We start from the raw sequence: 15,673 nt of genomic DNA, 5'->3' as shown, positions 1-15,673 counted from the left end.
CCCGCTTCCCCACCCCCAGGACCTGGCCGCGAGGGCGCAGGAAACACGCTATGGGGGAGAGACCGACTGACCCCTGCCGCAGAGAGCGTGGGGTCCCATCGGGCCTTCTCTCCTCACAAAATGGAAGGGGTGGGGGGGCGATGGTCTCTTCCCCTATTTTGTCAAGTTAAGCACCACCGTTTCTCTGGCGCGGCGCGGCGCGGCGGGCTAAGCGCAAGGCATGACCGACGATACAACGACCAAGTTCACCGACGCCGAAGCCCTCGATTTCCACTCACGGGGGAAGCCGGGCAAGTTAGAAATCATGCCGACCAAGCCGATGGCTACCCAGCGTGACCTCTCGCTGGCCTATTCGCCCGGCGTCGCCGTGCCGGTCAAAAAAATCGCCGAAGATCCCGAAAGCGCCTATGACCTGACCACCAAAGGAAACATGGTCGCGGTGATTTCCAACGGGACGGCGATCCTTGGCCTCGGCAATCTTGGGGCCCTCGCCTCCAAACCCGTGATGGAAGGCAAGTCGGTTCTCTTCAAACGCTTTGCCGATATCGACTCGGTCGACCTCGAGATCGACACGGAGGACCCCGAAGAATTCATCAATGCCGTGAAATATCTGGGACCGTCCTTCGGCGGCATCAATCTTGAGGATATTTCCGCGCCCGAGAGCTTCTATATTGAGCAGCGGTTGAAGGAATTGATGGACATCCCGGTCTTCCACGACGATCAGCACGGGACGGCCATCATCTCCGCTGCGGGGCTCATCAACGCCCTCGATATTGTCGGCAAGCGGATTGACGAGGTGAAGGTCGCCGTTTCCGGGGCGGGGTCGTCCGCCTTGTCCGTCGTTGGCCTGATCAAGGCGATGGGCATCAAACACGAAAACGTCATCCTTTGCGACCGGCAGGGCACCCTTTACGAGGGACGGACGGAACGCATGGACCAATGGCGGTCCGCCCATGCCGTGCCCACGGACAAACGCACGCTGGCCGAGGTCATGGACGGCGCGGACGTGGCCATCGGCCTGTCCGCAGGCGGCGCCTTCACCAAGGAAATGGTGAAGTCCATGGCCAAGAATCCCATCATTTTCGCCATGGCGAACCCCACGCCTGAGATCACCCCAGAGGAGGTGGCGGAGGTCCGAGGCGACGCCATCATGGCCACCGGGCGATCGGACTATCCCAATCAGGTCAACAACGTCCTCGGCTTCCCTTATATTTTCCGCGGCGCTCTCGATGTCCGGGCCCGGACGATCAACGAAGAAATGAAGATCGCCTGCGCGAAGGCCTTGGCTGAATTGGCGCGAGAGGATGTGCCGGACGAGGTCGCCCTCGCTTATGGTAAGCGCCTACAATTCGGGCCGGGATATATCATCCCCACCCCGTTCGACCCCCGTCTTTTGTCGAAAATTCCGCCGGCGGTGGCAAAAGCCGCCTGCGAGACCGGTGTCGCCCGTCGTCCCCTCGACGATGTCGCCGCCTATGAGGGGCGGCTGGCGACCCGCCTCGATCCTTCGGCGAGCTTCCTTCAAAAGATCCACGCCAATGTCAAAGCCTCGGAGACGCCAAAGCGGATCGTTTTCGCCGAGGGCGAAGAAGAAGTGATCATCCGCGCCGCCTACGCTTTTCAGCAACAAGGGCTCGGCCAGGCGATCCTTATCGGCCGGGATGACCTCGTCAATCGCGAGTTCAACAGGCTCGGCCTCTCCCAGACGCACAATATCGAGATTTGGAACGCACGGCATTCCGCCAACGGTCCCGCCTATACGCAGTATCTGTACAATCGCCTGCAGCGCGATGGGTATCTTGAGCGAGATTGCCGCCGCCTGGTCAATCAGGACAGAAATGTCTTTGCTGCCTGTATGCTGGCCCTCGGCCATGCCGACGGGATGGTGACCGGGATCACCCGGCATTACAGCGCCGCCCTCAATAATGTGCAACTTGCGCTCGATTCCCGTCCAAGCGAGCGGGTGATTGGGATGTCGGTTCTGTTGGCCAGAGGGCGGACCGTCTTTATGGCGGATACGACGATTGCGGACCTTCCCCAGCCGGAAGAGCTGGCGGATATCGCCATCCAGTCGGCCCACGCCGTCCGGCAGATGGGGTTCACGCCGCGGGTCGCATTCGTCAGCCACTCGAATTTCGGCAACCCCAATACCGAAGGGGTGAACCGGATCGCCGCCGCTGTCCGTCTTCTCGACGAATCCGACCAGATGGCGGATTTCGAATATGAGGGGGAGATGACGCCGCGCATGGCCCTCGACCACAATCGCTTAAAAGCGCTCTATCCCTTTGCGCGCCTGACCGGGCCGGCAAACTTGCTCATCTGCCCGGGCCTTCATTCCGGCGGAATCGCCAGCAAGCTCATGGCCGAAATCGGCGGGGCGACGGTCCTTGGCCCCCTGCTGATCGGTCTGTCTCGCCCAGTGCAGATCCTCCAGACCGGCGCCCAATCGGGAGACATTGTCACCATGGCGGCGATTGCCGCTTACGAGCTCGACCGCGACCACCGGGTCTGGGCCGAGGGGTCCTCCGGCGCCGACCAATTACGCAAGACGAGCCGTCTCCTCCCGCTCTAAACGCCCCCGGGTCCCGCTGGGGCCGATAAGGCCCTGGCGCGCCTTTGGCCGCGACGCGAAGCTCCCCTCCTTCCTCTACTGGGCGAAGGGGACCCGCCTCATAGATCGTCGTATTCGATCCTGAAGGTATCGCAGTCGGCGAACTGCCCTGATTGAAATCCGCGCATAAACCAACGCATCCGTTGTGCTGACGTCCCGTGGGTGAAACTGTCTGGATTGATCACCCCGCCGGATTGTTCTTGCAGTCGATCGTCACCAATGGCCTCGGCGGCATCTTGCGCCTCTTCGATGTCGCCTGGCTCAACGGCCTGGCGCTCTCGGCTGGCCCAAAGGCCCGCCAGACAATCGGCCTGAAGTTCGATCCGTACCTGTAGCTGATTGGCTTCCCACCGGCTCACCAAATCCTGGAATTCCTTCGTCTGGTCCAAGATGCCGAGGGCATTTTGAACATGGTGGCCGACCTCATGGGCGATCACATAATCGGCGGGGAAGTCCCCGGCGACACCGAACCGCTTCTTAAGGGCATCGAAAAAGTCTGTGTCGAGATAAATGCGCTGGTCCTGAGGACAATAGAACGGGCCGATGGCTGAAGTCCCGTAGCCGCACCCGGTCCTTACCCCCTGCCGATAGAGGGTGACCTTCGGTTCGGGATACTCGCCAAACCCCTGTTCCGAAAATATTGCCGACCACACATCCTCGGTACTGCCGACCACGGCGGCAACCCGGTCATCATAGGGGCTCGGCTGGGCGCTCCCTTGGGTCTCTGTCCCCGAGGAAAGCCCAGCCACCAGCTTGAGCGGATCGTGTCCCAAGGCGCTGAGGGCAAAATAGCCGGCGGCAGCCACGAGAATCCCCGCAAACCCGAAGCGACTGAAGATCAGCCGAAGGATCCCGACGATCAGCCCGACGCCGATGGTCCGGCCCCCAACCCGCTCCACATTATCGCTTCGCCGGCGATTATCCCATCGGGCCATTAGCCGTCTCCCTCAGTTTGATGGCCTCAACCACCCCCCGCTGCGCCTCACCTGCTCTTGGGTCGTTCCGCGCGCCGGAGGCCCAGCGTCAGTCGTTCTCATGGACGTATTTGGGAAGAATCGACAGGGGGTATTCACCCCGCTTGTCGCGATCCATAGCCTGTTGGTCAGGGGACCGTTATTCGCCGCCAACCGCTTGCCCCTCTCCCAAGTCACCCCCCAGGGAGTGTCCGCCCACAGAGCGGTATCGCACCAAGATCCACCGGAAGGGGCGCAGGAAGAAGCGTGACCCTTCGGGGGGCATGCGGGGCGCAGCCAGGCAGCGGGCCGAGCGAGCGGGTCGGATCATCCCGAAGACCCGGCCTTCGCGTTGATCGATCAAGGCCATTGGCCACAAAAAAACCGCCTCGCTGGCGCGCAAGGCGGTTCTGGGTCGATAGACTTCCGGGAGCTTCCGGGGTCTCCCGCTCAGGCGGGCGAAGGGCGCTCAGAGGCATGGCCTTCGACGATATCGTCGTCACTCTGCTGGGACCGCCGCGCCCGGCGATAGGCCTCAAATTCGTCGCGATCTTTGGCGCGCCGCAATTCCTTCATGTAATCGGCGAACTCCGCCCGTTCTTCGTCGAGGCGACGACGCTCTTCGTCCAAACGACGCAATTCGGCCTCACGCCATTCATCGAAGGCTGAATTGCCGGAAGACCGCGGTGAGAAATCCCGAAAGCCCCCTGCACAGTGTCGCCCTTGTCCCAGGCGGGAGAAGTCGAGTCCCATAGAACGGCCCCAAATCATGTATCCGATCATGGCGAGGCCAAGAAACCAAAGACCAGTCACAAAGAAAAATACCATTATCGCCACATTCACCCCCGTCCATTCAGGGCGCAGCTGCGATGACAGCCCCCCCTCTTTGCAACCTGCTCTTTCTTTCACCAGATCAATCCTCAGCTTTGTCAATCAGAAATAACGCCACACCGATAAGATGGGGACAATCCAGGGTCTGTTCAAGACTGATGTTGATGGTTCGGCCTTCCTCAACTGTCAGCAGATGAAGACCGGGTGTCGGCCCGCAGGCGATGGGGGGCGCCGTTAACTGCCCGTTTGGGCATTCCGCATTTGATCGCGGAAGGTCCGGATCAGTTCAGGCCACCGCTTTAATCGCTCATCGACATGGTCGCTTGTGACACCGCCGACCATATCAATTGTGAAGTCGACCCCAATCTGACGTCGATTTTCGAGGACATAGGCCCGGCCATGTACAGAGCTGTCATTGAATCCATTGACGACGCGGAAATCGGCGTCGGTCACGGCCCGCCCCAGATCGAAATTCGCGAACAGGACCAATTGCTCGCACCGCGCCGGCAATCCAGAACATTCAAGGGCGCGGACGACAAAGACAAGGCCGTCACTTATCCCCGTCACCACCGGCGCGCCCGTTGCCCGGTCGGTCAAAACGGTGGGCGCCAGGCCCGCCGCGGTCAGGGCGGCCGCTAACTCCTCAGCGCTGATGGTATCATGAACTTCCCTCTTCTCCGCCGCCGCGCTACCCGCACAAAGGAGAAGCCCCGCAAACAAAGCCATGATGTGACGATGACCCATCCAATGCCCCCAAGATATTGTCGTCTCGCCAAGACTGGCGCACCAAGGCACTCTTGTCCACGGCGCCTGACGCTGGCAACCGCGCTTCCATGACACAGGGCAACACTCTTGTCGTTTGAGGCGAGATCATCAATTGAGGAGTATTATGTCAGAGCAGTCTATCGACACCCGGCCGCGATACGCCCCGCCTACCGGCGACCGGCCCCTATCGCCCCATCTTCAGATCTGGCGGTGGTCTGTGACCATGGCCACGTCGATCTTGCATCGGGCGACGGGGATCGCCCTTTATGCCGGGTCGGTCCTGCTTGTTCTGTGGTTGCTCGGCGGCGCCTTGACCGAAGGGTTCTATGATGGGGTGACCGGCTTTCTGGGCTCGCCCTTCGGGATCTTGATCCTGGTCGGGTTCACCTGGGCGCAAATGTTCCACCTTTCAAATGGCATCAAATATCTGATCTGGGATTCAGGTCGCCTTTTGCAGCGTGAGGTCGCCAAGAAGACCGCGTGGGGTGTCCTTATTGCCAGTTTCGTCCTCACCGCCCTTGTGTGGCTGGTGGCTTTGAGTGTGGGGGGCTGAAGCATGTCATCGAAACCAACCAAACATTACATCGCCCAACGCTTCACCGCGCTGATCCAGATTCCGCTTGTCATCTGGCTTGTCTTCGGCGTGATCGGCCATGCGGGCGACACGCAGGATCAGTTTCGGGTCTGGCTGTCTGAACCCCTGACCGCCTCGCTGATGATTATCTTCATTCTCAGCGTCTTCTTCCACATGCATCTGGGCATGGGAGAAGTCGTTGACGACTACATTCACAAACCGTCGAGCCGATCACTTCTCAATCGAGTGAACCAGCTTGTCGCCCTAGTCCTTGCGGTCCTTGCGGTCTTTGCCGTTGCCGCGATTACCTTCATTGCATGAGGTCCGACCATGAGCGCTACGCATCCGTCTTCTAAAGCTTACAGCATTACCGACCATGTTTACGACGTTGTGGTCGTCGGCGCCGGCGGGGCCGGGCTTCGCGCGACGTTGGGGGCAGCCCAGGCGGGTCTTAAGACGGCATGCGTCACCAAGGTCTTCCCCACACGCTCCCACACCGTTGCCGCCCAGGGGGGGATTTCCGCTTCCCTTGGGAATATGGGCGAGGATGACTGGCGCTGGCACATGTACGACACCGTAAAGGGGTCGGATTGGCTGGGCGACCAGGACGCCATCGAATATCTCTGCAAAAACGCCCCCGCCGCGGTGTACGAGCTTGAACATTGGGGCGTCCCGTTCTCCCGGACCGAAGACGGGAAAATCTATCAGCGCGCCTTTGGCGGCATGACCAAGAATTTCGGAGAAGGACAGGTGCAGCGCACCTGTGCGGCCGCCGACAGGACAGGACACGCCATCCTCCACACCCTCTATGGTCAAGCTGTGCGCCAGCAGGCGGAATTCTTCATCGAGTATTTCGCGCTGGATCTGATCATGGAGGATGGGGAGTGCCGGGGCATTATGGCCCTCGAGCTGGATACCGGTGAAATCCATCGCTTCCGGGCGAAAATGGTGGTCCTCGCCACCGGCGGCTATGGCCGGGCCTATTTCTCCTGTACCTCGGCCCATACCTGCACGGGGGATGGCAATGCCATGGTGCTGCGCGCGGGTCTGCCGCTGCAGGACATGGAATTCGTGCAGTTCCACCCCACCGGCATTTACGGGGCCGGGTGCCTGATCACAGAAGGCGCGCGCGGCGAAGGCGGCTATCTGACCAATTCTGAGGGCGAACGGTTCATGGAGCGCTATGCGCCTTCCGCGAAGGATCTTGCCTCACGCGATGTGGTCAGTCGGGCGATGACGATTGAGATTCGCGAAGGGCGCGGCGTCGGGCCGAATGGCGACCACATCCACCTCAACCTCAATCACATTCCCGCCGAGACCCTCCATGAACGGCTGCCAGGCATCTCTGAGACGGCCAAGATCTTCTCGGGCGTGGATGTCACGAAAGGGCCGATCCCGGTTCTTCCCACCGTCCATTATAATATGGGGGGGATCCCGACCAATTATCACGGTGAGGTGCTGACCAAGAAAGACGGCCGCGACGATGTCGTCGTGCCAGGGCTGATGGCCATTGGCGAAGCGGGCTGCGTATCCGTGCATGGCGCGAACCGTCTGGGCTCCAACTCCCTCATCGACCTTGTGGTCTTCGGGCGAGCAGCCGGCCTCAGATGTGCGGAGATTCTCGACAAGGACGCGCCGACGCCGGACTTCAAGAATGGCGCCGGTGACGCCGCCCTCGAACGGCTCGATCATTTCCGCTACGCCGATGGCGGCACCCCCACCGCCGAGTTGCGGGGCCGGATGCAAAAGGTGATGCAGGAAAACTGCGCGGTCTTCCGAACCGGTGACGTTCTGAAAGAAGGTCAGGGGAAAATCCGCGAGGTTCAAAAAGGCATCAACGATGTTTCGGTCAGTGACCGGTCATTGGTCTGGAATACCGATCTCGTGGAAACGCTGGAGTTCGATAATCTGATCGCCCAGGCCATGGTGACCATGGATTCAGCGGCAAACCGCGAAGAGAGCCGGGGGGCCCATGCACGGGAAGACTTCTCCGATCGGAATGACGATGAATGGATGAAGCATACGATCGCGTGGTATGCGGACGGTGACACGACCCTCGACTATCGTCAGGTCCACACCTGGACCATGTCGAACGAGATTAGCTATATCGAGCCGAAAAAGCGGGTATACTGACCGCCTATCCGATCTTTATCTCACCCAGAAAGGCAGCCCTGAGGGCTGCCTTTTTTTTGGCCTTGTACCTGGGAAGAGATGAGGTCGAACAGCAGCGCCACAAAAAAAGGCCGCCCCGATGAGGGGCGGCCTTCGCGTTGAGAAAGGTCGTCGAGCGATAATCGCCGCCGCTTAGGACCCGACTTTGCCCGGCCCTTTTTTCTCGATGATCAGCGTGGCATCGCGAGGGATGGTCACACCGTCATAGGGCAGCGGGAAGTTGGTCAGCGCCGGATTACCGTTCCCCGGGTGCTGAATGTTGGTGAAGGCCGTCCGTTGATCGGGCGTGTGGGTCCACCCCGTGATCTCATCGCTCGTCACCCCGACGAGGAGCCGCACGGGCTGCGGATCTTCCGCTGTCGTATCGAAGACGACGACCTGATCCTGAAGGCCGTAAAGCTGTCCGCCATCCGTGCCGATGAAGAGACGCCCATCGGGGTCGGCATAGGCGGCGTCGCAGTCGTCGAACGCCAGATCGGGATCGCCCGCGCTGTCCGAGCAAAGATAGAAGATCGTCCAGATGAAGCTATCCCCGGCGCTGCCATTGGCGTCGACGGTGTTCAGGATGTAGCCGGCACCGCCGCCTTCAAAGACGCCGTCGCCATCGGTCATCGTCCAATAGGTCGACCCGTCCTTGGCGATCGTCGTCCATTCCGGGCGCGCCATCGGGGTGGCCCCGAGAATGTCGGCCGCCGCCCGCGCGAAGATCAGGATTTCGGCCTGATCGGCGAATTCCGCCGCCAGAAGCGGGTTGTCGATGGTGAGGGGAAGCCAGTCGCCGGTCCCATCATCGTTGAAGCGCGCCACGTAGAGCGTGCCTTCATCAAGGGGGCTGACGCCTTGGGCGATCGCCTCCCGCCATGGCAGAGCCGACAGGAACTTGTAGCAGTAATCGTTGGACTGATCGTCACCCATATAGGCGGCGACCCGACCGTCGGGGGTTTCGGCGATGGCGATCGCTTCGTGCTTGAAGCGGCCAAGGGCTGTCCGCTTGGTGGGCAGCTCCGTGCCATCGAACGGGTTGATCTCGACGATCCAGCCGAAACGATTGTTTTCGTTCACATAGGCGGGATCGGTCAGATCGAAGCGCTTGTCGAAAACGTGCCAACCATAGCCGAAGCCATTGGCGCTAAGACCATAACGCGCTTGACGCGCCGACGGGTCGAACGCGCCGTTGGCCCCGAAATAGCCGTTAAAGTTCTCTTCGCAGGTCAGATAGGTGCCCCAGGGCGTGTAGCCCGATCCGCAATTGTTGACGGTGCCGAGGGGCACGTTGCCGGCCGGGTTTTGCAACAGCGGGGAGTCTGCCGCCGGGCCGGAAAAGGCGACGCGCGAATTGACGGTAATCCGGCGGCTGTTCGGGCTCGCCACAACATCCCACCCCCGGAAGCTCTTCTCGATGGCGAGAACGGAGACACCGTGAATGTTTTGGGACAGGCGCACATCCGTCAGGCTCTCAGGGAACGACTTACCCAGAGCATGCGGATTGGTGCCGTATTCATGATTGACGCACAACATGCCCCGACGGTTGGACCCAAGGGCGTAGCGTTGGGGGCCATCGAGAAACTCCGGCGCCTCGGGGAAGAACCACATCCCGTCATGGCCGAGGCCGACCTGCTTGGAGGCTTCCTCAGGGGTCGGACGACGATCAGGCTCACCATTATAAGGACGGGTCGCCCCCGGCTCGATCGGTGTCCCCCAGGGAATAAAGGCCTGATAGGTATAGTCATCGGAGATGGTCGGCAGCGTCTGGTCGACGGTAGCTTGCTCGACGCTTACGCCCTTAAAGCGAACCAGGCGTCCGCGGCGCAGGGGGCCGGTCTCTTCGGCGGGGTCAGCGAGAGCTGCACGCGGGGCCAAGAAGCCTGCGGCCGCGCCGGCAACGGATCCTTGCAACACGGTACGGCGGGAAAGGGCCGATTTCACAATTTCAGCAAACGGGCGGTTACCGGAAAGATTGCTCGACCGATCTTCCGACGTTTCATCGTGAAGATCTGCGATTGGGCTCTCATCATTGATCCGTGTCATCATGTCCTCCTCATCAAGACAAAAGCCGGGTACGGCAGAAATGTGACAGTGAGTTCACAAACAAATGACGATTGTGCCTTTTCAGGACAAACTGGCAGCGGGCGGGAGGGAACTGGTCCCGATCCCTGCTCTTGGCAAACAAAAGGGAGGGGCAGAACGGTCTCCCACCCCCTCTCTTTATTTGCGAATGATTATCAATCCTGAGTGGGGCACCGTTTTGGACCGGGCTGTCACGATTTGCCGCTTTGCAACATTGGGGGAGATAGGTATCTGGAAAGCGAAAGGATTGTGACGCTATGGTCGAACTGACATTGCCCCGGAATTCCAAGGTCAACAGCCGCGGGAAAACTTTTAAGGGAGAGCCGTCGGGCAGTGACGCCCAAATGCGGACCGTCAAAGTCTATCGTTTCGACCCTGATAAGGACGAAAATCCGCGTCTCGACACCTACATCCTCGATGTGGCCGGGATCTCGATGGTTCTCGATCTCCTCATCAAGATCAAAGATCAATTGGATCCGACATTGTCGTTCCGCCGCTCGTGCCGCGAAGGGGTTTGCGGCTCTTGTGCGTTCAATATCAATGGCAAGAACGGCCTTGCCTGCATTACCGGCCTCGATGAACTGGGCAGCGGCGACATCACGATCCACCCCCTGCCCCACCAGCCGGTGGTGAAGGACCTCGTGACCGACCTCTCAAAGTTCTACGAGCAGCACGCCGAGGTGCAGCCCTATCTTCAGTCCAATAACGAGCCGGAGAAAGAGCACCTTCAGTCACAGGAGGATCGCGAGCAACTCGACGGGCTTTATGAGTGCATTCTCTGCGCCTGCTGCTCGACCTCCTGCCCCTCCTATTGGTGGAACGGCAATAAGGATGGCGAGCACGAATATCTCGGGCCCGCCGCGCTGCTTCAGGCGCATCGGTGGATCAAGGATAGCCGCGACGACAAGACGGCCGAGCGTCTGGCGGCCCTCGATGATACGTTCAAGCTCTATCGCTGCCATACGATCATGAATTGCGTGAATGTCTGCCCGAAAAATCTCAATCCGGCAGAGGCCATCAACGAAATCAAACGTATGCAAATCGACCGCGGATAGGCGGCGGAACAGGCAATGGGGTGGTCGCGTTGAGTTGGTATGCAACGCTATGAATCCACCGCTTCCACCCATGATGTCATTCGCCACGAGCTAGAGGCGATCGGCTCGCCGATCCTCTCCCTCCTCATCCCCTGTCCGTCGGTCGCGACCTTCGGCGAGAAATGGCGAATTCTGGCCAAAACCTATGAGCAGACCCTGCGTGGCCGGGGTCAGCTTGAGGACCGCGCCGCGGATTTTATTGCTCAACTCAGTCTCAAGGATTTCGCCGGGCAGGGTATCGCGCTTTTTGTGGGACCTGAGGGGATGCGCAGTCTTCAGCTCAATCGACGGCCACGCGCGGCGATGTATCGTGGAGAGCATCCTTTTCTCTTGCCGGTCCTGGCCGATACGGCCCGGCGGTCCAGTGAATGGGTGCTTGCGCTCAATAAGGATGCGCCGAAGCTCTTCTTTTATGCCAACGGAGAAGCGGTCGATCTCAGCGATCGTCTTGACGGCCCCTCCTACGACGACATCGAACAGCGGCGCCATGTCCAGGATGACGTGTTCTTTCACGCCGGTCGCAGGGGCGGGGCGCCGAGCGCCACCGCCGCGTCGGTCTTTCATGCCCTCGGATCCGGCGTCGGCCTTGAGCGGGAAAAGACGGATGATCAGTTCTATCTGGCAACAGCAAAAGCGGTGCTGGCCGCGCTTCCTCCCCAGACCGATCACCTCCTTGTCATGGGCGATCCCAAGACAGTGGGACGGTTCATCGAGCAATTTCCGAGCACGGATTTCGAGCTCAACAGCCTTGAGGGGGCGGGCGATGCGCAAACGGCCGAAGGCATTGCCACGAGACTGTCAGAGCACGTCCTTCCCGCAATCGATCTTCCTGAAGGAACCGACGATGAGGCGGTCATCGCCCAAGCGGTAGAGACCGGGCGGGTTGAGCGTTTCTACCTTAAGGATAGTGTGAGCCTGCTCGAAAGTCGTAGCTCAGGGGAGAGCGAGCATGTCGATCTTGTCGATATTGCGGCGTCCCATTCGGACCTCCTCCGCCTTAACACATTGACGCTTATGGCCTTATCACATGGCGCCGGCCTGGTCTGGCGACCTGCGTCAGCGACCGATTCCTCTAAAGCACCGGCCTTTGCAGCAATGCGTTGGGAAAAAAATGTCGCCGAATAGGCATTAATCTCTAGATTATACAACCTGCTCATTGTAACTGGCGAGGGTAGAGAGAGGTCGTCTTCATTGTTCGGAGGCGCAAAGTTTGATAAAGATTGAATAATGGACCTACCGCGCGCCACCTGCTGTTTCGCAGCATTGGCTCAGGAGACTCGTTTCAATGTTATCCGTTTTCTTATCCAGTCCGGAGAAGAAGGCGTGGTAGCTGGAGCTATTGCCAAAGAAGCTAATGTCCCTCCTTCGACACTTTCCTTCCATTTGAAAGAGTTGGTGGCGGCGGGATTGATTTCTTCTCAGCGAAACGGGCGACAAATGATCTATCGTCCCGATCATGAGGGCCTGCAGCAATTGCTCGATTTCTTTGCCGAGAATTGTTTCCAGCAAAAACCGATGATCGTCCATAAAGGGCCGGAACGGTCTGGAGCGGACGCCCGTGCTATCGGTTAGTGGGGGGCCGCCAGCCCGTCCCAAAAGATCAACGGCCATTGACGAAATATCTGGCCTCCCCCCTGGCTGATCGCTACGGCGGCCGGCATGGAATTCAGCTGGGCGCAAAAATTGGGGGCGGAAGCGGTCGGAACGGCGCTTCTATTGGCCATCGTGATCGGGTCAGGCGTGATGGGAGATCGCCTCTCCCCCGATGATGGGGTGGCGCTCTTGGGGAATACGCTTTCGACAGGGGCCGGTCTTGTCGTCCTTATCATGATGTTCGGGGTGATCTCGGGGGCCCATTTCAATCCCGCCGTCACCGCCGCCTTTTGGGCGAAGGGGGATATCTCCACTCGCCTTGCCCTTGCCTATGTTGTTGTGCAGATCGTCGGCGCGCTGATTGGGGTATGGATCGCCCATTTGATGTTCGACCTGCCGATCATGCAGGTCTCGATCAAAGGCCGGGACGGTATTGGGCAAATCTCCGGTGAGGCTGTGGCGACCTTCGCGCTCGTTCTGACCATTCTACAGCTTGTCCGCCATCGGCCTGACGCGGTGCCCTACGCCGTGGGACTGATCATCACGGCGGGCTATTGGTTCACCTCTTCCACCAGTTTCGCCAACCCCGCGGTCACTATCGCCCGGGTGTGGTCCGACACCTTTGCCGGCATTGCCCCCGGCTCGGCTCCCTTCTTTATTCTTGGTCAGGGGCTTGGGACGGCCGCCGCTTTCTTGATGCATACCGCCCTCGCGCCGAAGGGACCGCCGATCGTCGATCAATGAACCGCTCAGCGCATGGTCAAGTGAAGCGGGAACCGGTTCGCGTAAGGAACTTCGAAAGAGCAAACATCTAAAGACGTTTCAGGATGAGGCCTGACCCGAAACGGCGCTAGCCGAGTATGTCGTGGCGTAAGGCGGGGTCGATATTCCCGCCGGACAAAATGGCCACCGCCCGCCGCCCTCGCCTCTCGGCCCCGCCGGAGAGGAGCGCGGCAAGAGCCACAGCGCCCCCGGGCTCGAGGATCTGGCCCAGCTCATCGGCGGCAAAGCGCATGGCGGCGCGTACCTCCCTATCGCTGACCGTAACCCCGACAGCGCCAAGATCACGAAGGACCCGAAAAGGCAGAACGCCCGGTGTCGGCACCAGAAGCGCATCGCAGATCGATGGCGCTTGGGGATGAATGTGGACCCGCGCCCCCGTCTCAAGGGACTTTTTCATATCGTCATAGCCCTCGGGCTCCACCGTCACGATACGGCAATCGGGAAACGCGCCCTTGACCGCCAAGCCGATCCCAGCGCTCAACCCTCCCCCCGAACAGCAGCAATAAAGGATATCGGGGACATGGCCGTAGCGGCGGAGGTCTTCGACAATCTCAAGCCCTGCCGTCCCCTGCCCGGCGATCACCCACTCATGCTCAAAGGGCGGGACGAGAAGGGCACCCGTCTTTTGCGCCAAATCCTGCGCGATGGCCTCACGATCCTCGGTCAGGCGAGAATAGGGAACGATCTGCGCCCCCAGCGCCTCCGTACGCTGACGTTTTACCGCCGGTGCATCGTCCGGCATGACGATAGTCGCGGGAAGGTCCAAAACCTTCGCCGCCAGCGCGACCCCTTGCGCGTGATTGCCGGAGGAAAACGCCACCACCCCCTTCGCCCTTTCCGCTGGGGTATGCGCGAGAAGGTGAGAGAGAGCCCCGCGAAATTTGAACGAGCCGGTGAGTTGGGTGTTCTCCGCTTTGAGAAAAGCAAGACCGCCCATCACAGCGTCGAGGCGTGGCGACCGAAGCAATGGGGTCCTGACGATATAGGGGGCAAGCCGCTCCGACGCATGACGGAGCGCGTCAAGCGGCACGGGTGTCGTTGGCAGTTCCTTCACCAAGCAACTCCTCTATAGCGGCGAGAGTGACGAGGCGCCCTATGACCACCCCACTCGACGCGTATCGGGCCCGGATTGACAGCGGGCAACTCGCGCATGATCCCGCGCAAGAGGCCGCGGCATCGGCCCTCAATGCTTTGGCGCGCCGATTGGAACGCTACAACCCCTATGGCCGTCGCCGCCTCTTGAAACGACGCCCCGCGACGGCCCCAACAGGTCTTTATCTATGGGGGGGAGTGGGCGCCGGAAAAAGCCTGTTGATGGACCTGTTTTTCGAGAATGTGGCGACGGAAGGCAAAATTCGCCGCCATTTCCAAGAGTTGATGCAAGACACGCACAAATTCATCGCCGAATGGCGCGGCCTCAATGACAAACAGCGTCGGGCGCATCCTGCGCGAAAGCCGAAGGCGCCCCTCGACGACCCCATCCCCCACGCCGCGCACAGGCTTTTTTCCGAAGCCTTTCTTATCTGTCTGGACGAAGTCCAGGTTACCGACATCACGGACGCGATGCTCATCGGTCGGCTCTTCACCTATTTGTACGAGGCGGGGGGGGTGACCGTCATGACCTCGAACCGCCACCCAACCGATCTTTATAAAGATGGCCTCAATCGCGATCTCTTCCTCCCCGCGATCGACACGTTTCAATCCTATATGGAGGTCTTACAGGTCGATGCCGAACGAGACTATCGGCTCGGACGACTGGCGGGGGCGGGGGTTTACTTCACCCCCCTCGGCCCTGCAGCCACCAAGGCGATGGACGAGGCCTTTGCCGAGGTGACCGGGGGCGCCCCCGCAAACCGCCGAACGATGCAATCCGGCCAGCGGGTCTTGACCATCCCCATGGCAGGCAATGGGGTGGCGAGAGGATCGTTCGATCATTGGTGCAGTGATCAATTTGGACCGAAAGACTATCTCGAACTCGCCGCGAGCTTTACGGTTTTCTTCATCGACGACATCCCAGTCCTCAGCCCCGAAGATCGCAACGAAGCCAAGAGATTCACGACCCTTATCGATGCTCTCTACGAAGCTAAGGTCAAACTGATCTGCTCGGCCGCCGCCGAGCCCGATGCGCTGTACCCCACAGGCCATGGGGCCTTTGAATTCGAACGCACCGCCAGCCGCCTTCATGAAATGCGCTCAACCGACTATATCGCTGCCGACTGAACGCTATAAA

At 60.1% G+C, this 15,673-nt stretch carries 14 protein-coding genes; 9 read left to right on the top strand and 5 right to left on the bottom strand.

The window, feature by feature from the left end; genetic code table 11:
* Positions 1-220: 220 nt before the first annotated feature.
* On the top strand, positions 221-2,572 hold the full coding sequence (locus tag PB2503_RS04375) for an NADP-dependent malic enzyme (RefSeq protein ID WP_013300019.1): 2,352 nt from the start codon (positions 221-223) through the stop codon (positions 2,570-2,572).
* Between the two features lie 98 nt (positions 2,573-2,670).
* Here the strand turns inward: PB2503_RS04375 and ypfJ are convergent, their stop codons facing one another.
* The 3 genes from ypfJ to PB2503_RS04355 form a co-directional block, all read right to left on the bottom strand.
* A complete protein-coding gene (ypfJ, locus tag PB2503_RS04370; RefSeq protein WP_013300018.1) occupies positions 2,671-3,546 on the bottom strand; it encodes a KPN_02809 family neutral zinc metallopeptidase in 876 nt (291 codons plus the stop codon).
* Between the two features lie 468 nt (positions 3,547-4,014).
* Positions 4,015-4,473: a DUF2852 domain-containing protein gene (locus PB2503_RS04360; protein ID WP_274377717.1), complete on the bottom strand. Its 459-nt coding sequence runs from the start codon at positions 4,471-4,473 to the stop codon at positions 4,015-4,017.
* Between the two features lie 156 nt (positions 4,474-4,629).
* Entirely contained in the window at positions 4,630-5,139 is a 510-nt protein-coding gene (locus tag PB2503_RS04355) for a YbjN domain-containing protein (RefSeq protein WP_013300015.1), read from the bottom strand.
* A gap of 145 nt (positions 5,140-5,284) precedes the next feature.
* Between PB2503_RS04355 and sdhC the strand changes: the two genes are divergently transcribed.
* Genes sdhC through sdhA form a run of 3 tightly spaced genes read left to right on the top strand, consistent with a single transcriptional unit; the run spans position 5,285 to position 7,867 of the window.
* Positions 5,285-5,713 (top strand): succinate dehydrogenase, cytochrome b556 subunit, encoded by a 429-nt coding sequence (gene sdhC, locus PB2503_RS04350; RefSeq protein WP_013300014.1) that lies wholly within the window; start codon positions 5,285-5,287, stop codon positions 5,711-5,713.
* Between the two features lie 3 nt (positions 5,714-5,716).
* Entirely contained in the window at positions 5,717-6,055 is a 339-nt protein-coding gene (sdhD, locus tag PB2503_RS04345) for a succinate dehydrogenase, hydrophobic membrane anchor protein (RefSeq protein ID WP_013300013.1), read from the top strand.
* 9 nt (positions 6,056-6,064) lie between these two features.
* Complete coding sequence (gene sdhA / locus PB2503_RS04340; RefSeq protein WP_041534887.1) at positions 6,065-7,867, top strand: succinate dehydrogenase flavoprotein subunit; 1,803 nt, start codon at positions 6,065-6,067, stop codon at positions 7,865-7,867.
* A 171-nt stretch (positions 7,868-8,038) separates the two neighbouring features.
* Here sdhA and PB2503_RS04335 read toward each other — a convergent pair whose 3' ends face one another.
* The gene (locus PB2503_RS04335; RefSeq protein ID WP_013300011.1) at positions 8,039-9,937 is read right to left on the bottom strand and encodes a PhoX family protein; all 1,899 of its coding nucleotides are present in this window, start codon (positions 9,935-9,937) and stop codon (positions 8,039-8,041) included.
* A 293-nt stretch (positions 9,938-10,230) separates the two neighbouring features.
* Between PB2503_RS04335 and PB2503_RS04330 the strand changes: the two genes are divergently transcribed.
* The 4 genes from PB2503_RS04330 (at position 10,231) to PB2503_RS04315 (ending at position 13,404) form a co-directional block, all read left to right on the top strand.
* Positions 10,231-11,028 (top strand): succinate dehydrogenase iron-sulfur subunit, encoded by a 798-nt coding sequence (locus tag PB2503_RS04330; protein WP_013300009.1) that lies wholly within the window; start codon positions 10,231-10,233, stop codon positions 11,026-11,028.
* Between the two features lie 39 nt (positions 11,029-11,067).
* Positions 11,068-12,192, top strand: a complete 1,125-nt coding sequence (locus tag PB2503_RS04325) for a hypothetical protein (RefSeq protein ID WP_013300008.1) — start codon at positions 11,068-11,070, stop codon at positions 12,190-12,192.
* 102 nt (positions 12,193-12,294) lie between these two features.
* Positions 12,295-12,639 (top strand): ArsR/SmtB family transcription factor, encoded by a 345-nt coding sequence (locus PB2503_RS14285; protein WP_041534886.1) that lies wholly within the window; start codon positions 12,295-12,297, stop codon positions 12,637-12,639.
* 87 nt (positions 12,640-12,726) lie between these two features.
* Positions 12,727-13,404 (top strand): aquaporin, encoded by a 678-nt coding sequence (locus PB2503_RS04315; protein ID WP_013300006.1) that lies wholly within the window; start codon positions 12,727-12,729, stop codon positions 13,402-13,404.
* Between the two features lie 106 nt (positions 13,405-13,510).
* Here PB2503_RS04315 and PB2503_RS04310 read toward each other — a convergent pair whose 3' ends face one another.
* Positions 13,511-14,497 (bottom strand): threonine ammonia-lyase, encoded by a 987-nt coding sequence (locus PB2503_RS04310; RefSeq protein WP_013300005.1) that lies wholly within the window; start codon positions 14,495-14,497, stop codon positions 13,511-13,513.
* A 41-nt stretch (positions 14,498-14,538) separates the two neighbouring features.
* On the opposite strand from PB2503_RS04310, the gene zapE reads away from it, so the two are divergent.
* Positions 14,539-15,663: a cell division protein ZapE gene (gene zapE / locus PB2503_RS04305; RefSeq protein ID WP_013300004.1), complete on the top strand. Its 1,125-nt coding sequence runs from the start codon at positions 14,539-14,541 to the stop codon at positions 15,661-15,663.
* The last annotated feature ends 10 nt before the right edge of the window (positions 15,664-15,673 follow it).

The sequence above is a fragment of the Parvularcula bermudensis HTCC2503 genome (assembly GCF_000152825.2).
Classification (GTDB): domain Bacteria; phylum Pseudomonadota; class Alphaproteobacteria; order Caulobacterales; family Parvularculaceae; genus Parvularcula; species Parvularcula bermudensis.
Note: the sequence above shows the minus strand (reverse complement) of the source record. Positions and strands in the feature narration are given on the sequence as shown.